Source organism: Mycobacterium cajalii, assembly GCF_045809005.2.
Classification (GTDB): domain Bacteria; phylum Actinomycetota; class Actinomycetes; order Mycobacteriales; family Mycobacteriaceae; genus Mycobacterium.
This window is the reverse complement of record NZ_CM141436.1, coordinates 4,088,090-4,108,344: the sequence shown is the minus strand read 5'-3', so window position 1 is coordinate 4,108,344 and position 20,255 is coordinate 4,088,090. Positions and strand designations below refer to the sequence as shown.

Sequence of the window (20,255 nt, the reverse complement as noted above, 5' to 3'; positions counted from 1 at the left end):
GGCTTATCAACCGGGTTCGTCGGCAAGCCGGCGCTGTCGCCGCTTGTCTTCGTACATCGCGGCGTCGGCCCGGTCCAGCAGACGGGTGGGGTCTTCGGGCGCTGTCGCCACCGCCACCCCAACCGCCACGCCTATGTTCAGCCGCAAATCCGGGCCGATCGTCATCGGCTCGAGCAGCGACCGGCGAATCCGCTCGGCTGTCAGTGCGGCGCCCTCGGCGTCCGCCCCCGGCGCCAGCACGACGAATTCGTCACCGTCGAGCCGGCCCGCCAGGGGGTCGTCCGCGTCGGCCCCGTTCACGACTTCGCCGCGGGTGCGGGCCACCTCGGCGATGCGGCGGGCCGCCTCGCGCAACACGCAGTCGCCCGCTTCGTGCCCGTGCTCGTCGTTGACCTGCTTGAAGCGGTTGAGGTCGATGAAGATGGCCGCCACCGGGTTCCTTTGCGTTGCTGCTGCCAGCCTCGCGTCCATCAAACTGCTCAGATGGCGGCGATTGGGCAGGCCCGTCAGCGAGTCGTGCAGGCCGAGGTGAGCGAGTTCGGCCTGCGCCCGGGCCAACTGGGCCGATTCGACCTCGTATGTCAGCAGCTGCGCCGCCTCGAGGTCGGCCGCCGTCCAGGGCGCGCTCGAGCCGCTGACTTGTTCCAGCCAGGTATCGAAAGACCTGCGGGGGTTGACCGATCCGGTGAAGTCGGCGCGTGGGTCCCCCAGCCAGCGGAGCTGCTGCGGCCGGTCTCGCCGGAACCAGATCACGAAGTCATCCGGCGCGGTGAGCGCGACGAACAGGCAGCCGGGCGCACCGAGCGAGTCGGCTGTCGATCGTGGCAAGCGGTCGGTGGCCCAGGGGGAATTCGAGGACGCGGTGGTGCGGATTTCGCCTGCAAGGCGTCGCACGGCGTCCTCGGGTGGCACCGCGCCAATAGGCCGGTATTGCCCGTCCGCGCTGGCGGCGGCGCCGTCGGCGCGGCAGAGCTCCAGCAGGTCACCGGGCTGCGACGTGAGTCCCTCGGCGATCGTGGGCGCGTTCTGCATCGCTGCGCGGAGCCGGTTCCGGATGGATTCGCGGCCGGCCGCGTCGTTGAGTTTGGAGATCTGTTCGGCCGCGGCGAGTTGCAGCTTCGCCTGCAGGACCACCAATTCGCACGCCCTGCGCATCGAACGCGAGAGTCGCCGGGGGTTCTCGGAGGTGCACGAGACGAGCCTGGTGAGCCGGCCGCCCTCGGCCATGGAGAACGAAATGCTCGCGGCGGTTTTCATATTGCGCATGTAGTCGAGGTGAAAGGGGGAAACGCTGCGCAGCGCGGCGCGGCCCAGGTCCAGGGCCGTGCCGGCCATGCGCGGCGAGGCGATGACGGCGACGTCGCCCTCGTCGACGTCGGGTATGTAGCGCGACGCCTTGCGGGTGTAGATCTGGCGGGCCTGGGGTGGAATGTCGCTCGCCGGAAAGTGATGCCCGAGGTATCGGACCAGTCCCGGAAGACGATCCTCGGCGACGATCTCTCCGTGCTCGTCTTCATGGAAGCGGTAGACCATCGCGCGGTCGAATCCGGTCAGCGCGCGCACTGCGCTCGCGACGGCCGCCTCGATCTTGGGCACGCTGGTCGCCTCGCCGAGCGCCTGCGAGGCATAGAGAACCGGGACGAGATTGGCTTGATCCTCCCCGTGCGCCCTCTCGATCTCGACGACGATCTGCCCGCCGGTGCGATGCAGGATCACATCGACCTTGCTGTCGGATGCTGCGGCCAGGCGCATTCCGTACAGGTCGGGCGACGACGGCCGGTGGCCGGTCTCCTCGATCGCCTGCTCGAGCCGCTGCTGTTCGTCGGGGGAGAAGATGCTCATCACCGGCGAATCGAAAAGCTGGTCCGGCTCCGCCCCGAGGAACTCGGCGGTGTTCGCGCTGGTGTAGGTGATGCGGCGATCGTGCAGGTCGGCCGCAATCAGCGCCCCGTGGGTTTGAATTCGGCCGGACAGGTGCAGCTGCTCGTTCGCGCACTCGTCGGGAATCTGCGCGCCCGGATGCTCGTGGGAGGTCATCGCACCGGCCCCGAAGAGGCATCCGTCCGGTTCAGGATGTCGCGGATCAGCGTGAAAGCGGCCAGCGCACCCGCAACCACCCGCGCGGAGTCCGCCCCGGACTCGCCGAAGACATCCAACGCCGTCTTGAACCGCCGCCAGTGCCGTCCGAGGTCGAGCCCGTCGGAGGAGAAGAAGGCCCGCGGGAAGTCGCACCCGCACGCGGCGAGGTCGGCGGCGATCACGCGGCCGCCGAGCACCGATCCGGCCGCGACGTACGCCGCGCCGATCCTCTCCTCGCGGCCTCCGTCGAGCCGATTTGTGAAGACCGGCCCGTGGGGAGCGGGAACCTGTTCGGCGGCGGGTAGCCGCGCCGACATCGACGCGACGTCTGCTCGCAGCGCCTCTGTCCTGTTCAGCAAGGCCGTGTCCGCGCCGAGCTCTTTGGCGACCGTCTCCCGGCTGAACTCCGCCACCGCCGTGTGGAAGATCAGCAAGCCGTTGAGCACGGCAAGGTATTCGGACGCATCGGGGCGGCTGAAGTCGAGACGCATGCTCGCCTCGACGGCATGGTGCGCCTGCGCCGTGCGGTCACGGAGAAGCCGGGCAAGGCCGGGTCCTCGGTTTGCGGGGTGTGGCATCTATCCGCGCCTCACTCCGGGGGTGAAGGTGACCGGCAGCGTGGCCAGCCCGGTCATGCTGGGGTTGCCCAGGTACTGGCGGACGCCGTCGAGTTCGACGCGGTAGTCGGGGATGCGGTCGAGCACCGCGGCGACCATCACCTGCGACATCAGGCGCGCCAGGTGCGAGCCGATGCAGCGGTGCGGCCCGAGCCCGAACGCGACGTGGCGGTTGGGTGCGCGGTCCAGGACGATCTCGTCGGGCCGGTCGAACTCCTTCTCGTCGTGGTTGGCCGAAAGCCAGCTGAGGACGACGCGGTCGTTTTTCCGCAGGTGTTGACCGTCGATTTCGACGTCGCGGGTCACGGTGCGGCTCAGGGTCTGGTTGACCGAGAAGTAGCGCAGGAACTCGTCGGTGGCGCTGCGGAGCAACTCTGGGTGGTCGATGAGGTGCCGGCGCAGCTGGGGGTGGGTGCCCAGGTGCAGCAGGGTGAGCGCGGTGTGGGAGGTGGTGGTGTCCACGCCGCCGGCGATGAGGTTCCACAGGATGTTGAGCAGTTGTTCGTCGGTGAGGCGCCGGCCGTCGAACTCGAACGCGAGGAGGAAGCTGGTCAGGTCGTCGCGCGGATCGCCGCGTCGGGTGGCCGCGAAGTCGAGGACGCCCTGCATCAGGGCGGGCACTTGCGCGATCGCGCCGGCGTAACCGGGGCTGTCCTGCGGGAGGGCCATGACGGAGTGGAACAGGTCGGCGTATTGGTGCCAGTTGTCGTAGGGCAGGCCCATGAGTTTCATGGTGAGGATGGCCGGGACCGGGCTGGCGTAGTCCAGCACGATGTCCATTCGGCCCTCGTCGATGCGTCGGTCGAGGAACTCGTGTGCTTTCCGCTGCATGAACGGCTCGAGTTCGTGCACGGCGCCGGGGGAGAGGAACGGGGCCAGCGCGTGTCGCAGCGCCTGGTGATACGGGCCGTCGATCTCGCCGATGCCCAGCGCCGGTTGGCCTTCGGGGCGCGGGACACCCATCTCGCCCTGGTAGTCGACGCCGTCGTCGGCGTCGGGCTCGTATTTGTGGGCGAAGGTCTCGCCGTCGCGGGCGGCGCGGCTGACGGCGTCGTAGCTGCTGAGGTACCAGAAGCCGCCGTAGTTTGTGTTCCAGGCGATGGGGCATCGGCGTCGGAGGTCGGCGTTGACGGCCAGTTCGTCGAGGTTGAATGCGTCGGAGTGATGGTCGAATCCGACAATCGCGTCGTCGGTGACGCCGGGGCGTGTGACCATCGGAAAGCCTTTCACGGCAAGGAGATCTGGCCGAGTTGGGGATTGCGCGCGTAGTGGGTTTGTCTGTGCATTATTACGCCTTCGAACGGTGCGGAGATAGCGTTCGCTGTCAGGTTTCGAGACCGGCCGGCCGCTGTTTGGTCGCAACGTAGAGTTGGACGCTGCCGAAACCACCGATTTGCTCGTGGTGGACGTCGAACCCGAAGCTGTCGAAGAGCGCCGGCATGTCGCGAATCACGTCGCCCACGCGCTTCCACAAGCCGGCCACGGTGCGGCCCAGCCGGTTGCCGTCGTCGGGACAGCCCACGTCGATCAACACCAGCCGCCCCTGATGCCTTAGCACGCGATGCATTTGGGTCATGACCCGTTGAGCGTCGGGATAGCCGCTGAAGGACACGGTGTTGACGACGGTGTCGAACTGGGCGTCGGGGCAGGGCAGCGCCTCGACGTTTGCCTGACGCAACTGGGCCGTCACGCCCGCCCGGCGCAGGTTGTGCCGCGCGATCGCAACCATACGCGCGGGGCCATCCGACGAATTGTGCCGGCTCATCGCGGCTCCCTTTCGCGCCCAGCGTGGGTGTCGCCGGATCGGCGGCGCGGCCGTGGCACCGGGATCCGGTCGCTAAGCTATCAGGCTAGGTGGTCGGCCAGGCACGGATTCGCGGGCAGTGGGCGCCGGGGCCGCAAGACGCTGCCGGGAGGATTGTAATGGAAAGCCACCGAACGGTTTTCAACCATGTCGGGTTGTGCGTCGCGGATCGGGAGCGGTCGCGGCTTTTCTACGAGGGGCTACTCGGGTTCCGGTTCTGGTGGGAGATCGACCCGCCCGACGATCTCACCGCCAAGCTCGTGGGGCTGCCCGAGCCGCTGGGAACGCATGCGACGTATCTGGTGCGCGACGGGTTCGTGCTCGAACTGATCGACTTCTCCAAGCGCGACGTTCATGCCGGGCCCGAGCGTGTCATGGACCAGGTGGGACTGACGCACATCTCGTTCTCGGTGTCCGACCTGCCCGGTGTGCTGGCCCGGGTCGTGGAGTTCGGGGGATCGGTGGTCGCCGAATCGGTGACCGAGGGGTCGGCGATGATCCGCGATCCCGACGGGCAGCTGCTGGAGCTGCTGCCCGAGGGGTGGTTTGCGGTGTTGCCGCCGCGGCCGTAGCGCGCCGGCCGGCGAGAGCGGGCTTGTTGTCGGTGCCCGGTGGGATCGTGTCGTTCATGGAGACGACGACCCGGTGGGAGGCCGCCATGATCGCAGTGAAGTTGACGGGTGCGGCGATGCTGGCGGGTGCCGCTTTGGGCGTCCTGACGACCGCCCCGGCGCACGCCGCTCCGCCGTGCGCGCAGTTCGGTACCTGCCAGTACATGCCGAACCCCAATTACGACGGCCCCTTGTTGCCGACGTGGGACACTCCCGGAACCTACGGCGGCTGGACCAACCTTCCGGTGATGTGCGACCCGGCGGCGTATCGGTGTGAGCAGTACGTGCCGGTGCCGTGACCGGCCCCGTTCTGAACGCCTACAACTGTGCTACGTTTGTAGCATGTCCGAGGTGGGCTCCCGTGAGCTGCGCAACGATACGGCGGGAGTGCTCCGGCGGGTGCGTGACGGGGAGGACGTCACCATCACCGTGAACGGCCGCCCCGTCGCCGTCCTCACCGCGATTCGCCCCCAGCGCAGGCGCTGGCTGAGCAGGACAGAGCTGTTGACGCGGTTGCACCGCGCCCAAGCCGACCCGGGGTTGCGCGCGGACCTTCGCGCGCTCGCCGGCGACACGACCGAGGATCTCGGGCCGATCCGATGAGCACGACGCGGGCGGCCGGAGTGCTGGACACCTCGGTGTTCATCGCGACTGAAAGCGGCCGTCCTCTCGACGCGGCGCTGCTCCCCGAGGAGGTCGCGACCACCGTGGTCACCTTGGCCGAACTGCACGTCGGCGTGCTTGCAGCGCCGACCTCCGACATCCGGGCGCAACGCCTCGCCACACTGGAATCCGTTGGGGATATAGAGGCTCTGCCGGTCGATGAGGACGCGGCCCGCATGTGGGCGCGGCTGCGGATTCATCTTGCCGAGTGCGGTCGGCGGGTACGGGCGAACGACCTGTGGATCGCGGCCATCGCGGCGTCGCGTGGATTGCCGATTGTCACCCAGGACAACGATTTTGATGCCCTCGAGGGCGCCGCGAACCTGACGGTCATTCGGGTCTGACGCTGCCGGCCGAGTCGGCGCCGTTTGTGCCCGCCTCGCAGCGACACGCCTTGGCGCAGGTGATTTACGCCCGGTCGTCGGCTCAGGTGAGCAGTCCCCGGATGTCGTCGGCGGTGAGTGCGGAGCCGAACGCGTTGCCGTCGTCGATGACGCTGGCGAACAGCTTGGCCTTGCGGGCGTTCAGCGCCATCACCTTGTTCTCGATGGTGTCGCGGGCAATGAGCCGGTAGACCATGACGTTTCGGGTCTGGCCGATACGGTGGGTGCGGTCGATGGCCTGCGACTCGGTGGCCGGGTTCCACCACGGGTCGAGCAGGAAGCAGTAGTCGGCTTCGGTGAGGTTGAGGCCGAACCCGCCGGCCTTGAGGCTGATCAGGAACACCGGTGCGGTGCCCTCCTTGAACCGCTGTATCGCGGCGGCGCGGTTGCGGGTTCGCCCGTCCAGGTAGCAGTAGTCGATGCCCTCGGCGTCGAGGCGATCGCGGACCCGGCCCAGGAACCGGGTGAACTGGCTGAACACCAGCGCTCGGTGACCGCCGTCGACGACGTCGCGCAGCTGCTCGGCGAGCGCGTCGATCTTGGCGCACGCCAGCGTGTCGTGCGCGGGTTCGACGAGACCCGGGTGCAGCGCCATCTGCCGCAACACGGTCAGCGACTTCAGGATGGTAAACCGGTTGCGCTGCATGTCATCGAGCAGGCCGAGGACCTTCTGCCGCTCGCGCGCCAGGCGTTTGTTGTAGAGGGCGCGGTGCCGCGGCGGCAACTCGATGTCGAGGACCTGCTCTTGTTTGGGCGGCAGTTCGGCGGCCACGAGTTCCTTGGTGCGGCGCTTGACCAACGGTTTGATGCGGCGCCGAAACAGGGCCAAAAGCTCGGCGTCGCCGCTTTTTTCGATGGGTTTGGCGTAGAAGTCGGCGAACTTGGTCGGGCTGGGGAAGAGCCCGGGTGCGGTGATCGACAGCAGCGACCACAGCTCCATGAGGTTGTTCTCCATCGGGGTGCCGGTGATGGCCAGCTTGAACCGCGTGGCCAGCTTGCGGGCGCACTGGTAGGTCTTGGCGTGGTGGTTCTTGACGTATTGGGCTTCGTCGAGGATCAGCCCGGACCAGGTGCGGTCGGCGTGGGCGTCGAAGTCGAGCCGAAACAGCGTGTAGGAGGTGACCACGACGTGGGCGCCTGCCGCCAGCTCGTCGAGGTCGGCGCCGGCGCGGCGCAGGGTGTCGTAGAGCGCCACGACCGACAGCTCGGGCGCGAAGCGCGCGGCCTCGGCGGCCCAGTTGGCCACCACGCTGGCCGGTGCGACCACCAGGAACGGTGCCATGTCCGGATACTGTTGGCGGACTTGGCAGATCAGCGCCAGCGTCTGGATCGTCTTGCCCAGGCCCATGTCGTCGGCCAGGATCCCGCCGAGGCCGTGGGTGTACAGCGTCGACAGCCAGGAGAACCCGTCGGCCTGATACGGCCTCAGCTCGGCGCCCAGGGTGGTCGGTACCGCCGCCGGTTCCAGGCCCCCCAGGGCGCGCAGCCCGTCGACCTGGCGGCGCCACTCGTCGGCCTGCCGGGTGACGACGCCCAGTTCGGCCAGTTCATCGAACAATCCGACCTGGAAGCGGCTGATCCGGGGTGGCCCGTCCTCGGCGTCGGTGAGCGCGCGGGCCTCGTCGATGAGCTGGCGCAGCTTGACCAGCTCAGGCTTGTCCAGGGCGAAGTAGACGCCGTCGGCCAGCAGCAGGTGGGAGCGGCCCGACGCAAGTGCGGTGAACACGCTGACGAACGGAACCTGTTTGTCCTCAATGCTGATCGTGACGCCCAGGTCGAACCAGTCCGTTTCGCCGGCCACCGCGTCCGTCGTCACCGCGATCACCAGGGAGCCGCCGGCCTCCCGGTAGTCCGCCGGGGCGCCGAGCACCTCGAGGGTGACCTCGGGCAGCTCGCTGAGCAGCGGTTCGATCTCGGTGGCGAATCGCATAGTGTGCAGGCCGGACAGCGATGTTCCGGTGAGCGTGCCGTCGGCGCTGCGGAGGCCAACCTGCTCCAGCGGCACGTCGATGCTCGAGGCGAGCGCGCTCTCGGCCGGCAGGTCACGGAAATCGGCGAGCCGATGCGCATCGACCGGGACGCGAATGTCGTTGTCGTCCAGCCGGTAGGCCCATTCCCAGGTCAACTCGAGCAGGTGGTCGTCCTGATAGTCGGCGCGCAGGACCAGGGCCGGCCCGACGATCGTGGGCGGCGTGAAGGATCCGTCGGAGGAGGTGATGGCCGCGATGCGGCGCAGCCTCGGGTAGTAGTCCGCGGCGAAGCGCGGCGCCTCGCCCGCGGGGATGACCAGCGGCTGGTCACCGAGAGCCATGCGCTGCAACGCCTCCGGGGCCGGCTTGTCCAGGCGGGCCAGCCGCAATCCGCCGTCGTCGTAGACGGCGCCGTGACCCGAGGCGCCGATGAACGCCAGGGGCCGTGCCGTCGCGCCGTCGACGCGAAGCGCAGGCGCGACGGTCAGGTCGCCGGCCTCGTTGGCCGTCACGTCCAGGCACAGCTGCCCCTCGGCGTAGGGCGGCACCTCGCGCAATGGCCGGGCCTGCAACAGCCGCACCCCGACCCGGCGCGCCTCGTCGAGCAGCGACCATAATTGCGGGGATCCGAATCGCAGCAGCGAGATCGTCTTCCCGTCGTCGTACCCGTAACCACCGTACGAATAGCTGTAGTAGCCGGCCGAAGTCGAGCTCGACGCCCGGAAGGTGGAATAGAGCTCCTGCAGCAGCCGGACCTGGGCTTCGGGATAATTGTGGCGCAGCGCGGGCAGCCTGGCCCAATTCAGGTCGCCGGCCACCCAGCCGCCGCGCTTTCCGGGCCGCACCAGCCGGGCGTGGAGAATCGGCGACGTTCCGTTCACCGCCAACGTCAGCTCGACGGCCAGCGGTGTCCTGGTGTGGTCGTCGTTGGTGGGACCCGGGGGCAGCAGCGCGTCGAGGGATCGGCGCCATGCCGGGGGAGCCGGCGGGGCCGGCGCACGGGCGGGCCGCAGCACCGTGGGCCCGGCGGCGGCGAGGACGACCGCCGCGACATGCTTGCAGTCCTCTTCCATCGGGCAGCTGCAGTCCCCGCCGTCGAGCGCGTACGTGTCGGTGTCGATGGGCATGAGTTCCGCCGTGGTCTGGTACGTGTGGCCGTTGTTGCCGCGGACGGTGCCGAGAAGTTCTTCGGCGTCGGGGTCCCACAGGCAGCGCAGCACGCGCCCCTCGCGCGCATACGCCATGCCACGGCGCCAGGTGTCGGCGTCGAGCACTTCGAAGGTACTTTCCAGATCGATCGACGGATACATCAGCGACTGCATGACCGCACCGTAGCGATGGGGGCCGACAAAACGGCCCGACCACGCCGCGCGGCGGCCCAAAGTGGGACAGATGAGGTTTGTGAGGCCGTGGTGCTATGCGCCCGCCACGTAGCGATACGACGATGCGCGCATCTACCACCACCTCTCCGGCCCAAGTTGGAGGCTCTTCTGCAGGTCGGTGTCGGCGGCGCGCACTGCGGCTTCCTCGATGCGGTACGCAACAGCGATGTCAGCGAAGCGTCCCGTCGTCATGTTCGCGCGGTGGCAGACCGTACGTTCGAGCGCGGCCGCAACGGCAAGGGGGCCGTGCGAGCTGAGGATGCTGTCTTCATCGGGCAGCCGCCACAGCGCGGCGAGGCAGCGCAGAACAGCGGGCAGACCAAATGTGGGAATGACGCTCCGCCACAGGAGTTCGCCAACAGGTCCGAGCGGGATCCGGGGCTGCGGCGGAGCATGCACGGCTTGCCGGCCAGCACCCGGCGCCCAGGGAACCAGTCGCGCCGGCATGTACGGTGGCCGGTCATAGGGCAGGATTTCGTTGATCTGTCCCGCTTCCGCCGCCATTTGCCACCGCAGTAGGAAGGGAAAATGTTCTCCGGCAGCGGTTTCCACGTAGCCGATTGACGTGTGGCGTGCGCCAGACGACGCCGTTGTTGTGCGGGTGACGGCGACCAGATCCTCGGCCGGCGGGATCCCGACCGCCCGGGCGGCGCCGGACGGGCCGTACAGCCGAACTACTGCCGCAGCAGGCGAATCCGGCACGCACAGACGTACCACCCGGCGGTCGTTGCCTACCACCGCCTCCCACAGCTTTCCGGCCAGCTTGTCCGCGAGTTTGTCGAGCCTGGCCGGCGTCGGGCTGAGAGGGGCGCCGGGCTGGGCGCGTACCGGGGACGCCTGCTTCTTGGGTGTCAGCCGTGGCGCGGCCGCCTGGTCTGGCTTCGTGGCGGCGGGCCGCGCCGGTGGTCTCGGGGGCTCGGGGGCGATCTGGACGGTGGGGCGGGAAACACAGCCGGCGCATCCCAGCCTCGTCTTCGTGGCGACCAATTGCCCGTCAGCACCGCAGTGTGGGCACGCGATGTCGGCGAAACGGCCCAATGGGATGAGCCAATCGAGTGTCAACGGATACCGCCGGTCGCCGCGGCGCACGTCGACCGGCAACCGCCATACCGGCACTTCGTAGAGGTGCAACCGATACGGCCGAACTTGGTGGCTCGCCTGATACTTCTCTCGGGTTTCGGCGATCCGCCGGGCGCGCTCGGACCGTACGCTGTCGGCGCGTGCGTCCAGCAGCTCCCGCCGGTCGGCAGGAGCTTGCGCTCGCCGCCGCTCGATCGTGGCTAGCGCATCGCGGTAGTAGGCCTCGACTCGTTCGAGCTCCGCGTCGCGGACCTTGCGGACGTCGTCACCGAGCTCGGATCGCCGCCGCTGCGCACACTGTTCGATATCCCGGTCGGCGCAACCGATCGCGGCGGTCAGGTCAGTGAGTGACAGCGAACCATCTGTCCGCACCGTCGGCAACGCGGCCAGCTTCACACTGACCTGGGTGAGGAGTTGGCGTCGCCGCTGCACGTCTACCCAGCATTCGGCGCATTCCTGGTAGTGGTCGTCGCTGGAGAGCGTGTAGTCGACCAGCGCCCCGACACGCAGAAACGAACGCACCGACCGCGTCGGTGTGCCCGAAGCATCGATCCGTCCATGATCGATGGCGAACTGGTCGCGCGCGATTCCCTGCAGGTGCTCAACCGGTGGTGGTGGCGTGGCGGCCACCTCCACGGCCATCGCGGCGACGTCACCCAGCGCCAGGACCGCGTCGGCGGCGCGTCCCAGCGCGGGATGCCCGGCCGAGAGCAAGGTCGCACCGTCCTCGCGGGCCACATCAGGATCGGCGGTGACCCGCAGCTCCTCGGGAAGCTCCAGCGTCGTCTGCAGAGTCGGTGGGAGCATCACCAGCGCCGTATCGCCACTGGATTCGGTGAGTCCTCCGATCGCTTCGACATATCGCAGCCAGAAGTCCAGGCCCACATCAGCGTTCGTCACGACGGCCCGCCCACCAGCAGGTCGACATCCGCACGGCTTCGCAGGTAGCTGCCTCTTGCCTCGGCGAGCGCGTTGCCGAGTGTGTCGAGCCGTCGCTCGAACTCATCGTCATCGGCGGCATCGACGAACGCATCGAAAACCTCGGTCTCGAAATCGAAGTCGTCATCGACCCGGCCGAGGATCATGTCAAGTTCGCCGACAACGAGTTCGAACAGGTTGATCTTCGCTTCGAGCACATGCATGATCCGTTGTTCGATGCTGCCCCGGGAGACCAGATTGGTCAGCGTCACGTCGTGTTCCTGCCCGACCCGATGCAGCCGGCCGACCCGCTGTTCGATCTGCATGGGGTTCCACGGCAGATCGAAGTTCACCATGACGTGGCAGAACTGCAGGTTGCGACCCTCACCCGCTGACTCGGTCGACAGCAGGATCGGCGTTTCGCCGCGGAATTGCGCGATCGCCGACTCCTTCTCCGCCCGGGTAAGGCTGCCGTGATACACCGCGGACGTCATCCCGGCGGCCTCGACCGCGGCGACGAGTCCATCCAGTGCTTGGCGAAACCCGGTGAACACCAGCACCTTCTCACCCTTGCTGAGGTGGCGCTGAAGGAGTTCGACGAGTACCCGCACTTTGCTCGGCTCTCGGATGGCGCGGGCACACTCAGCGAGGTCGGCCCATCCGAGCTTCGCGAGCGTAGGTGCGGCGGCCGCGGGGCTGGAACCGGCCAGTCGGGTCAGGCCCCGCAGGGTGAACCGCGCCCGTCGCGGCCCCGTTGCCGCTGACCTGATTCGCCGAACGATATCGGCGTAGAGGCCGGCCTCGTGGATGCCGGGCGTTACCATCACCGTCTCGGCGAGGCGAGGCGGCAGCATCACCGCCACCTCGCTGCGGCGATGTCTGACTATCACCTCTCGGGTCCGTGCGCGCAGATCCTCAAGATTCTGTGGTTTCGATTCAGCCGATGCCGCAGCGTGTTTGGCGCGGAACTGGGCGGGCGTGCCCAGCAGCCCGGGCGCGACGAGACTGACCAACTGGTACAGGTCGGACAGCTTGTTCTCCACCGGTGTTGCGGTCAGCATCAGCAGGTAACGGGCTTGGAGACTGCGCGCGAGCTTGCCTGACGCGCTTCGCGGATTGCGGAGCCGATGCGCCTCATCGAAGATCACCAGATCCCAGTTGGCAGCGGTGAGCCTGCCCAGCAGTGGATCGCGGCGAGCGGCAGCGAGCGATGCGATAGTGACCGGTCGGTCAATGCCGCTCTCGCGGGCGGACGTCGACTCAGATTGAGCGACCACGGTCGGCACCCCGAACTTGCGCTCGAGCTCGTCGCGCCATTGGTCGACAAGTCCCGCGGGGACGACCACGAGCACGTGGTTGGCGAGCCCGCGCATGCGTAACTCGGATAGCACCAATCCCGCCTCGATCGTCTTGCCGAGCCCGACCTCGTCGGCCAAAATGCCCCGGCCGCGCATCCGCCGCAACACGGTGCGCGCCGTCTGCAACTGATAGTCGAACGGCTCGAACCTCAACCCCGGTATCGCGAGCAAGGTATCGAACCCCGGGCGTGCCCAGACCTTGACGGCATCATCGACGATCGTCGACCAATCCGGCTGCGGCCGTGTGCCATTGCGCAACCGTGTCAGCAGCGGCAAGTAAGCGGACAGGTCTGTTGCCGGCGTCTCGTCGGCAGCGTTGGCGACGGTCATGTGGCCCCCTCTCATAGCCCGGGTGCATCCTTGCGCCGGAACGGTACCGGCGACTACCGACATGTCCGATAGCCCACGCCGACGTGTGACCAATGAGGCCGATGCGATTCTCGCGAGTGCGCGACGGGCGAAATCAGATCAGCGTCAGATTGTGCGTGTCGGCGTGCCGGACAGCGTCAAGGGGTATGGACTGGTCGAGAGTTGCGAACCGGCCGCCATTGGCGGTTGCAAGGGCCAGCAGATATGCGTCGGTCACCTGACGATGCCCATGTAATCGTGAGCGGTCGATGAGCTCGTCATCGAGCAGACTGACCGAACATGGCCAGTACTCGTGATGTTCGGTCGCTGCGGCCCGCGCCAATTTGGCGATCGCCCGTGAAGGAGGAACCGGGCTGGGATATCGAGGCTGGCTGATGATTCGAACAAAGCCGTTTTGCGTGAGTGCACAGGACGCCCAGCCATGGACGATCTCGGCGCCGATCCATCGGCGAACACGCTGGTGATCGACGTGATCGCTGTCGAGCAATGCGATGAGGACATTGACATCCAGCAGAGCGCGCGTCACACGGCTTCCTCGTCACGCAGCCGGTCGACAAGGGCATTGGACACCGCCGGCCCCCGATGTTCGAAGGGTTCGAAGCCGTGGAAGCTTTCCGTCCCCGTGCCGGGATCGGTGTTTTGTTGTTGCGTCAGCGCCTGCCGAGCAAGGTCGGACAGAACCTGCCCTGCTGTGCGATTCTCGCGGCGCGCGCGTTCCTTGACCGCGAACAGTACGTCGTCATCGAGTGACAGTGTGGTGCGCATGCATCTGATGTTAGTGCATCATTTGGGAGAACGGTGGCGGCGCGTAGCGAATCGGCCTGATCCACCGGCCCCGTGCCGCCGCATCGATGCATCATGATGCAGTGATGCTAGGGTGGGGCGTGCGCACCACCATCGACCTGCCCGACGACCTGCACAAACAGGCGTTGGCGATTGCGCGGGACACCCGACGCACGTTGAGTCAGACCGTCGCCGACCTCGTTCGGCGCGGCCTCGCCTCCGGTGACACGGCCGCGATCTCCGCAGACCCCAGGACCGGGTTGCCGGTGGTGAGCGTGGGGACCGTCGTGACATCCGAGGACGTGCGCTCTTTGGAGGACGAGCAGTGACGGTGCTGCTCGACGCGAATGTGCTCATCGCGCTGGTCGTCGCGGAGCATGTGCACCATGACGCCGCCGCGGACTGGCTGGCGGCATCCGACGCGGGATTCGCGACCTGCCCGATCACCCAGGGCAGCCTCGTCAGATTCCTGGTGCGGGCCGGGCAATCGGCGGCAGCGGCGCGGGATGTCGTCAGTGCGGTGCAAGCATCGAAACGTCACGAGTTCTGGCCCGACAGCGTCTCTTTCGCCGACGTCGAGGTCGGTGGTGTGGTCGGCCACCGCCAGGTGACGGATGCCTACCTCGCTCAGCTCGCACGAAGCCGCGACGGGCGGCTGGCGACCCTTGACAGTGGCTTGGCGCACCTGCACAGCGATGTCGCGGTACTGGTTCAGCTGGCAGCCTGATGTCCGAAATCCGACCTGGTGCCGCCGGCGCCGACTGCTCGACGAGTTGCACCGCTTGCTCACCGGTGCGGAGCGCGCGGCTCACGGAGGCGGAGGGGCGGCTTTACGACGGTGCCGGCCTGCCTTCGTGATTGTCGACGCGTCGGCGGCTGTTGCGATCGTGCTTGGCGGAACAGGCGGCGGGCTTGCCGAGATGCTCTTGGACGCAACGGCACCCAAGATGTCGGCGGCCAACTTGGTAGAAGTCAACGCCGTTTTGACCCGTCGGCTGCGGACCGAGGATCAACGGAGGGGGGCTCGGTTATTCGGGGCGTAGCACTTCGGCTGCGGCGTCCTCTCCGGAGCGGATGGCGCCGTCGATGTAGCCGTTCCAGATCGTGGCGGTTTCGGTGCCCGCCCAGTGGATGCGCCCTACCGGGGCGCGCAGCGCCGGGCCGAACCCCGTCCAGGCGCCGGGCGGCATCACCGCGGCGTAGCAGCCGCGGGTGAACGGTTCGGTCGACCAGTCCTTGTCGAGGTAGCGCTGCGGTCGCGCGGCCCGCGGGCCGAAGAGCCGGGTGAAGGTGCCGACCAGGACGTCGCGGCGCTCCTCGGGGGAGGCGGGGGAGAGCCGGCGCGCCTCGCGACCGTCGAGGAAACCGAGCAGGACACCCGGTGACCCGCTGGGTGGGCTGTTGTCGAAGACGGCGCTGACGGGGCCCTCGGTGCTGATCGCCTGGCCGCTGAGACCGTCGCTGCGCCAGAACGGTTCGTCGTAGACGGCCATGCATTTGACGACCGAACCCATGGGCATGCGTTGGGTGAGCTGGTCGCGGGCGGCGGGCAGCGCCGGTGCGTAGTCGATGCGGCCGGCCAGGGTGGGGGGCACGGCCACGATCACCCGGCGGGCGCGCAGATCGTCGCCGCCGTCGGCGACGACGGTGACGCCCTCGTCGTCGTGGCCGATGCGGCGCACCGGGCGCCCGAGCAGCACGCGGTCACCGAGTTCGCGGGCCAGCCGCTCGGCGAGCAGGTAGGTGCCGCCGACGACGCGGTCCTGTTGGGCGCCGCCGCCGGTGCCGATCAGGTCGTCGAGACCGCCGGCGGAGTGGATGTAGAACAGCACGTGCAGCAGCGACACGTCGTGCGGCTCGCACGCCCACACGACCTTGAGCGCCACGCGCAGCAGGCGGCGCGCGTCGTGGGTGAAAACGTTGCGGGACAGCCAGGTTGCGAACGTCATCGCGTCGTGGTGGTCGGCGCGGGGATCGGTCCAGGGGGCATCCAGTGCGACGCGTTTGGCCATGCGGTCCAGGCGCAATTGCGCCTGCCCGAAGTCCGCCAGCACGAGCGGGTTGATCGCGGGGATGTCGCCGCGGTAGCGGGTCAGTCGGCCGCCGCGGCGCTCGAGGAGGCGCTGGCCCCGGTCGTAGGTCGGGTGCAGCGCCAGGCCCAGCCGCTGGGCCAGCGCGCGGGCGCGGTGCTGGGTGGGGCCCAGCCATTGGCCGCCCACCTCGACGATCTGTGTCGGGTCGGCCGGGTCCAGCGCCTCGTTGAGGACGCGGCCACCGACCCGGTCGCGGCCCTCCAGAACCAGCACCGAGTTGCCGGCGGCGCTGAGCCGATCCGCGGCGGACAGGCCGGCCATGCCCGCGCCGACGACGATCACATCAGCGTCTGTACTCATCGCGGGCTTCCTTGTTTACCGGTGTTGGTGTCCAGCTTGCCCGTGGTCGGGGAGGCGGGAAACACCTGGGTTGGCATCATCGGCTCCGGTTACCGACGCGTGGCGCCGGACAAAAATGTTGGTCGGGCAGGCAATCACGCGTAGTCAGCCCAGATTTCGGCGAGCATGGCGGCGCGGGGCAGCAGGGACCGTGCCGAAGCCCCGACGGTCCACGCGCGCCCGTCGGTGTCGTCGATCAGGTCGAGCCCGAGCATGATCGCAGACTCTTGGGCGATCGCGACCTGCACATCGACCTCGGTGATGGGTTGCCCGGCGCGCTGCCAGCCCCGCCCGAGCAGCTCATAGACTTGCGCCGCAAGCTGTCGACGGCCGAGGGGGCCGTGCGCGGCCAGTGCGCCGATCGTCAGTTCGGTGATCTCGGTAGCAAAGGCGTTGGGGCCGAACGCCGATCGGAGCCGGCGGACCACGTCGAGATCGTCGCCGGCCGCGCGGGTGGGCGCGAGCACGCCGTGGCGCAGCCGCAGCAGCCCCACCCGGCGCAGGAGCCCGTGCAGCGCTGCCAGCGGTGGCAGGTCATCCTCGATGGCGGCGGGCCGACCCAGCGGGTACCAGCGCGGCCGGTGCTCTTGCATGCTGCGCACGATCGTCCTCGGCAGCCGTCCGCCCGGGGTGAGCCGGACCCCGTCGGCGACGAGGTCGAGCAGTAGTCGCACACTTTCGGGCACCTCGCCGACCGCCTGGCGCACCCTCAGGTCGGTGGCCGCCCGGTCGAAGGGGCGCAGCCGGTTGCCGACCCAGCCGCGCATGCGTTCGTGCTCGGCGTGGGTCGGGTCGGCGAGGACGTCGAGCAGTTCGGCGTAACCGCCTATCCCGCCGCAGTCTTCGGGCGGGCACGCGCCGTGCCCGTCGACACAGCCCGGCGCCGGGCCGCCGCGACCGAGCACCTCGACGTCGTGGGTCCAGCCGTCGCCGAAGTCGTAGAGGTACTCGAACCGGGCGCCGAGGTCGGCCAGTCGTGCGCCGGCCTCGTCACGTTGATCGTCCGGCCACACGTCCCCGCCCGGGATATCCATCCCGTAGGTCGCGTCCGGCGTGACGAACTGGTGCAGGTGCGAGTCGGTCCACCCGATCGCGGCCTGCAGCACGTCGTGCAGCTCGGGCAGCGTCGCCGACGCGGGCACGTCGATCACCCGGGTGACCGCGGGTTCGACACCGCAGAGCACCACCTGAAGGCGGGCGGTCTTCACCGCTGTTGTTCCGGGTCGACGAGCGAGATTGCCGCGCAACACTTCTTGTACTTGCGGCCCGACCCGCACCAGCACGGCTCGTTGCGGCCCGGCGGCCACGCGACCACACCCGGATCGCCGGCCGCCGCCAGCTGTGCGGCGTAGGTGGCCCGGGCCTCCGAACCGGGTTGCTCTCCGCGTTCGGCGCACCACGCGGTGAACGGTGCCACCCCCACCGGCGCGACCGTCAACGCACCCATGCCCGACTGCGCGAGCTCGACGAGCCGTTGCTGCATTGCCCGGCAGTACAGGGCGTGCGGCAGCGGGCCGTCGGGGCCGGCCACCGGAGCGCCGGTGGCCAGTTCCGGCCACAACTGCAGCGCCTTTTCGTAGTCGCCGGCGGGCAGCCACGCCAACGCCACCGTGAATCCCGGATCGGATGGGTGCTCCGGCGTCGGCTCCTCCGGGACAGAGGGTGCGGGCTGTGTCGCGCGGAGAAACCCGGCTGCTCGCTCCTGCAGCGCGTCGGCGGGCCGGTCCAGGCTGTCGAGGCTTTGTTGCCGTAGATGGCTGAGCTGGTCGACCAGCCGCTCGGGATCGTCGGTGCGCAGCGCCAGTTGCAGGCCCTGGGTCAGCCAGCCCAGCGCCGCCTCGTGGTCGCCGGCATGGGCGTATTCGAGCCCGGCGTTGTTGTAGAGCCACACGTCGTCGGGCGTGTCCGTGAGCACCGCGGACCAGATCGGTTCGGCCTCGGCGACCCGGCCCGCGCGCATCAGGATCTCCGCGCGCAGACACTGCGGGTCCGGACTCGACCTGAGGCCGGCGCCGACGGCCGCGTCCGCGGCGACCAGCGCGTCCTCGCACCGCCCCTGGGCCTCGTATTCCATCGCCAACTGGTAATACAGGTCGGGCAGGTCGAGGGCATCGGCGAACTTGGGATCCTCGCGGCACGCCTTGACCGCGCGTTCCAGCACCGCGGCATACCGGGCCGAATCCCTCGGGTGCGCGCTGGCCGCCGCGTCCAACTCGTGTTCCAGCCGATCCACCAAACCGGTCATGTCCCGCATCCTCTCGTATTGCTCCGGCAGGCACCAGCGTGGGGCGCACAATGGCCGGATTGCGCTGAGCCCCAAGGCGGTTCACCAAGGTTGGCGCCTACGGAAACCGTGGCCGCGCCAGGTCGGGCCGGTCCATGTCTGGCGTGGGAAACCTCACCAGCCACAGCGGTCACTGCAAGTTTGGGTGAGGGTTTTTGCCCGCCTCGTAGCGACAACGCGTCGATGTCCGGTCGGCGGCGACGAGGCTCTCGCGGAAGCAGCTCGGCGCTGACGGTCTCAGTTCGGCACGATGGTTACCGGGCACCGGGGGCCATGCGCCCGGCTCAACGGCCCATCGAGTGTGACCACGGCGCACTCCAAGTGCTCGGCAAGTGCCACGTACGTCGCGTCGTATGCGGTCATGTTGTGACGCAATTCCCACACGCGCTGCAGCAGCGGCGCGACGGCGTAACGTGTTAGCGCCAACGCCCGCCACCTGATCACCGCGCCAAGGCCTTCATCGTCGTCCAACGTGCCGGCCAGCACGCGGCGGCGCAGTGCGTTGGTCAACTCGGCATCGATCAGGTGGGGGGCGTGCAACGAATTTGACGCAAGGGCCGCCCGGGCCGCCCCGTTGTGGAGCACGGCGGCCATGGCGGCCGACGCGTCGACGACGATCACCGCCGGTCGGCCGCGATGTCCGCGACGATGTCCGCGGGGTCGATCGGCAGGTCCGGCCACGACGCCATCAGCGAGGCGTTGTCGACGCGTCTGGTTGACGCGTCCAGTTCGCGGATCGCCACCGCGGACACCGACATTTTCTGTTGGCGGGCCAGGCGCTCGAGCCGCACCATCACCTCATCGGGCACGTTCCGCAGATGCAGAGTCCTCATACCCGGTGATGCTAGCAGTTTGCTAGCATCTTGCTAGCACAAAATCAGCGACGAGGGCGTTGCGCGTTTCCGCCGGCCAGCTGTGCGAGGGACGTCGCTCACGGTCAGGTCGCGTTCAGTCGCTGGGCCGCCACGTGCGCATCCCGTCCCGGATGGCTGCCATCGCCGCGGCGTCGTCCTCGTTGTAGGACAACAGCCACTGCTTGGCTGCGGCAACGTCATTCGCGTCGGTGGCGGTGTGCACCTTGGCCAGGTAGGTCTGCGAGACGGCACCGCCCGGGTCGTCGACCCGCCAGCGGAATCCGAAAAGCGGGGCGACCTTCTTGATGCCCGATCCGCGCAGCGACGTGAAGTGGGCCTTGAACACCTTCTCCACGTCCACGAACACCCCGGTGTCGGGGTTGGTGAGGTCGTCGACCTCGGCGGTCCCCAGGATGCTGTGCAGCTTCGACCATTCGGGGTGCGACCAGTGGAAGGCTCGCAGAGTTTCGCCGTTGGCCTCGGCGGCGGTCCGTTGCGCGCGCAGCCACGCGGCGAACCGCCCGGCCAACGCTCGTTCGGCTCGCTCATCGAGCGGCTCCCAGTCGGTGAAGTCGCTGAAGTAGCGCGCGGTGGCTCGTCGGTGCCCCGCCGGACGCGCACGCCCCACATGTACACCCGGTTGTTCAGGTCGTACTCGACGTCGACGT

The 20,255-nt window shown here is 68.5% G+C and carries 21 protein-coding genes; 6 read left to right on the top strand and 15 right to left on the bottom strand.

From position 1 onward, the window contains the following. Nucleotides 1–6: 6 nt before the first annotated feature. The 4 genes from ACJ512_RS19510 to ACJ512_RS19495 all read right to left on the bottom strand — a co-directional run bounded on the left by ACJ512_RS19510 (nt 7) and on the right by ACJ512_RS19495 (nt 4,461). Nucleotides 7–2,037, bottom strand: a complete 2,031-nt coding sequence (locus ACJ512_RS19510; protein ID WP_407687342.1) for a sensor domain-containing diguanylate cyclase — start codon at nt 2,035–2,037, stop codon at nt 7–9. After that, nucleotides 2,034–2,657, bottom strand: coding sequence for a biliverdin-producing heme oxygenase (locus ACJ512_RS19505; protein WP_407687343.1), 624 nt, complete (start codon nt 2,655–2,657; stop codon nt 2,034–2,036). The genes ACJ512_RS19510 and ACJ512_RS19505 overlap by 4 nt, the downstream gene beginning before the upstream one ends. Further along, nucleotides 2,658–3,911: a cytochrome P450 gene (locus tag ACJ512_RS19500; RefSeq protein WP_407687344.1), complete on the bottom strand. Its 1,254-nt coding sequence runs from the start codon at nt 3,909–3,911 to the stop codon at nt 2,658–2,660. Nucleotides 3,912–4,020: 109 nt separating this feature from the next. Next, nucleotides 4,021–4,461 (bottom strand): class I SAM-dependent methyltransferase, encoded by a 441-nt coding sequence (locus ACJ512_RS19495; RefSeq protein WP_407687345.1) that lies wholly within the window; start codon nt 4,459–4,461, stop codon nt 4,021–4,023. A 158-nt stretch (nt 4,462–4,619) separates the two neighbouring features. On the opposite strand from ACJ512_RS19495, the gene ACJ512_RS19490 reads away from it, so the two are divergent. Genes ACJ512_RS19490 through ACJ512_RS19475 form a run of 4 tightly spaced genes read left to right on the top strand, consistent with a single transcriptional unit; the run spans nt 4,620 to nt 6,118 of the window. Further along, on the top strand, nt 4,620–5,072 hold the full coding sequence (locus ACJ512_RS19490) for a VOC family protein (RefSeq protein ID WP_407687346.1): 453 nt from the start codon (nt 4,620–4,622) through the stop codon (nt 5,070–5,072). 56 nt (nt 5,073–5,128) lie between these two features. After that, on the top strand, nt 5,129–5,410 hold the full coding sequence (locus tag ACJ512_RS19485) for a hypothetical protein (RefSeq protein ID WP_407687347.1): 282 nt from the start codon (nt 5,129–5,131) through the stop codon (nt 5,408–5,410). A 43-nt stretch (nt 5,411–5,453) separates the two neighbouring features. After that, nucleotides 5,454–5,714, top strand: coding sequence for a type II toxin-antitoxin system Phd/YefM family antitoxin (locus ACJ512_RS19480; protein WP_407687348.1), 261 nt, complete (start codon nt 5,454–5,456; stop codon nt 5,712–5,714). Continuing rightward, nucleotides 5,711–6,118, top strand: coding sequence for a type II toxin-antitoxin system VapC family toxin (locus ACJ512_RS19475; protein ID WP_407687349.1), 408 nt, complete (start codon nt 5,711–5,713; stop codon nt 6,116–6,118). The genes ACJ512_RS19480 and ACJ512_RS19475 overlap by 4 nt, the downstream gene beginning before the upstream one ends. Nucleotides 6,119–6,200: 82 nt before the next feature. Here the strand turns inward: ACJ512_RS19475 and ACJ512_RS19470 are convergent, their stop codons facing one another. The 5 genes from ACJ512_RS19470 to ACJ512_RS19450 form a co-directional block, all read right to left on the bottom strand. Next, on the bottom strand, nt 6,201–9,449 hold the full coding sequence (locus ACJ512_RS19470; RefSeq protein ID WP_407687350.1) for an SNF2-related protein: 3,249 nt from the start codon (nt 9,447–9,449) through the stop codon (nt 6,201–6,203). Between the two features lie 132 nt (nt 9,450–9,581). Then, nucleotides 9,582–11,474 (bottom strand): hypothetical protein, encoded by a 1,893-nt coding sequence (locus tag ACJ512_RS19465; RefSeq protein ID WP_407687351.1) that lies wholly within the window; start codon nt 11,472–11,474, stop codon nt 9,582–9,584. A gap of 11 nt (nt 11,475–11,485) precedes the next feature. Beyond that, the gene (locus ACJ512_RS19460) at nt 11,486–13,195 is read right to left on the bottom strand and encodes a DEAD/DEAH box helicase (RefSeq protein WP_407687352.1); all 1,710 of its coding nucleotides are present in this window, start codon (nt 13,193–13,195) and stop codon (nt 11,486–11,488) included. Between the two features lie 133 nt (nt 13,196–13,328). Next, nucleotides 13,329–13,760, bottom strand: coding sequence for a TA system VapC family ribonuclease toxin (locus tag ACJ512_RS19455; RefSeq protein WP_407687353.1), 432 nt, complete (start codon nt 13,758–13,760; stop codon nt 13,329–13,331). After that, nucleotides 13,757–13,999, bottom strand: a complete 243-nt coding sequence (locus ACJ512_RS19450; protein ID WP_407687354.1) for a ribbon-helix-helix domain-containing protein — start codon at nt 13,997–13,999, stop codon at nt 13,757–13,759. Before ACJ512_RS19450 ends, ACJ512_RS19455 begins: the two co-directional genes overlap by 4 nt. A 119-nt stretch (nt 14,000–14,118) precedes the next feature. Here ACJ512_RS19450 and ACJ512_RS19445 point away from each other — a divergent pair, with 119 nt between their 5' ends. Next, a complete protein-coding gene (locus ACJ512_RS19445) occupies nt 14,119–14,346 on the top strand; it encodes an antitoxin (protein ID WP_407687371.1) in 228 nt (75 codons plus the stop codon). After that, the gene (locus tag ACJ512_RS19440; protein ID WP_407687355.1) at nt 14,343–14,744 is read left to right on the top strand and encodes a TA system VapC family ribonuclease toxin; all 402 of its coding nucleotides are present in this window, start codon (nt 14,343–14,345) and stop codon (nt 14,742–14,744) included. The genes ACJ512_RS19445 and ACJ512_RS19440 overlap by 4 nt, the downstream gene beginning before the upstream one ends. Nucleotides 14,745–15,045: 301 nt before the next feature. Here the strand turns inward: ACJ512_RS19440 and ACJ512_RS19435 are convergent, their stop codons facing one another. From ACJ512_RS19435 to ACJ512_RS19410, 6 genes are all read right to left on the bottom strand, one after another. Beyond that, nucleotides 15,046–16,410, bottom strand: coding sequence for a flavin monoamine oxidase family protein (locus tag ACJ512_RS19435; protein WP_407687356.1), 1,365 nt, complete (start codon nt 16,408–16,410; stop codon nt 15,046–15,048). Between the two features lie 134 nt (nt 16,411–16,544). Then, entirely contained in the window at nt 16,545–17,657 is a 1,113-nt protein-coding gene (locus ACJ512_RS19430) for a plasmid pRiA4b ORF-3 family protein (RefSeq protein WP_407687357.1), read from the bottom strand. Next, the gene (locus ACJ512_RS19425) at nt 17,654–18,157 is read right to left on the bottom strand and encodes an SEC-C metal-binding domain-containing protein (protein WP_407687372.1); all 504 of its coding nucleotides are present in this window, start codon (nt 18,155–18,157) and stop codon (nt 17,654–17,656) included. The genes ACJ512_RS19430 and ACJ512_RS19425 overlap by 4 nt, the downstream gene beginning before the upstream one ends. An 813-nt stretch (nt 18,158–18,970) precedes the next feature. Then, nucleotides 18,971–19,354: a type II toxin-antitoxin system VapC family toxin gene (locus ACJ512_RS19420; protein ID WP_407687358.1), complete on the bottom strand. Its 384-nt coding sequence runs from the start codon at nt 19,352–19,354 to the stop codon at nt 18,971–18,973. Beyond that, nucleotides 19,351–19,566, bottom strand: a complete 216-nt coding sequence (locus ACJ512_RS19415; RefSeq protein WP_407687359.1) for an antitoxin — start codon at nt 19,564–19,566, stop codon at nt 19,351–19,353. Before ACJ512_RS19415 ends, ACJ512_RS19420 begins: the two co-directional genes overlap by 4 nt. 115 nt (nt 19,567–19,681) lie before the next feature. Further along, nucleotides 19,682–20,215: a ribonuclease H-like domain-containing protein gene (locus ACJ512_RS19410; RefSeq protein WP_407687360.1), complete on the bottom strand. Its 534-nt coding sequence runs from the start codon at nt 20,213–20,215 to the stop codon at nt 19,682–19,684. Nucleotides 20,216–20,255 lie beyond the last annotated feature (40 nt).

Bases quoted from the DNA above. Each gene is read 5' to 3' on its own strand.
- ACJ512_RS19510 (WP_407687342.1), bottom strand. From the start codon at position 2,037: ATGACCTCCCACGAGCATCCGGGCGCGCAGATTCCCGACGAGTGCGCG.
- ACJ512_RS19505 (WP_407687343.1), bottom strand. From the start codon at position 2,657: ATGCCACACCCCGCAAACCGAGGACCCGGCCTTGCCCGGCTTCTCCGT.
- ACJ512_RS19500 (WP_407687344.1), bottom strand. From the start codon at position 3,911: ATGGTCACACGCCCCGGCGTCACCGACGACGCGATTGTCGGATTCGAC.
- ACJ512_RS19495 (WP_407687345.1), bottom strand. From the start codon at position 4,461: ATGAGCCGGCACAATTCGTCGGATGGCCCCGCGCGTATGGTTGCGATC.
- ACJ512_RS19490 (WP_407687346.1), top strand. From the start codon at position 4,620: ATGGAAAGCCACCGAACGGTTTTCAACCATGTCGGGTTGTGCGTCGCG.
- ACJ512_RS19485 (WP_407687347.1), top strand. From the start codon at position 5,129: ATGGAGACGACGACCCGGTGGGAGGCCGCCATGATCGCAGTGAAGTTG.
- ACJ512_RS19480 (WP_407687348.1), top strand. From the start codon at position 5,454: ATGTCCGAGGTGGGCTCCCGTGAGCTGCGCAACGATACGGCGGGAGTG.
- ACJ512_RS19475 (WP_407687349.1), top strand. From the start codon at position 5,711: ATGAGCACGACGCGGGCGGCCGGAGTGCTGGACACCTCGGTGTTCATC.
- ACJ512_RS19470 (WP_407687350.1), bottom strand. From the start codon at position 9,449: ATGCAGTCGCTGATGTATCCGTCGATCGATCTGGAAAGTACCTTCGAA.
- ACJ512_RS19460 (WP_407687352.1), bottom strand. From the start codon at position 13,195: ATGACCGTCGCCAACGCTGCCGACGAGACGCCGGCAACAGACCTGTCC.
- ACJ512_RS19450 (WP_407687354.1), bottom strand. From the start codon at position 13,999: ATGCGCACCACACTGTCACTCGATGACGACGTACTGTTCGCGGTCAAG.
- ACJ512_RS19435 (WP_407687356.1), bottom strand. From the start codon at position 16,410: ATGAGTACAGACGCTGATGTGATCGTCGTCGGCGCGGGCATGGCCGGC.
- ACJ512_RS19415 (WP_407687359.1), bottom strand. From the start codon at position 19,566: ATGAGGACTCTGCATCTGCGGAACGTGCCCGATGAGGTGATGGTGCGG.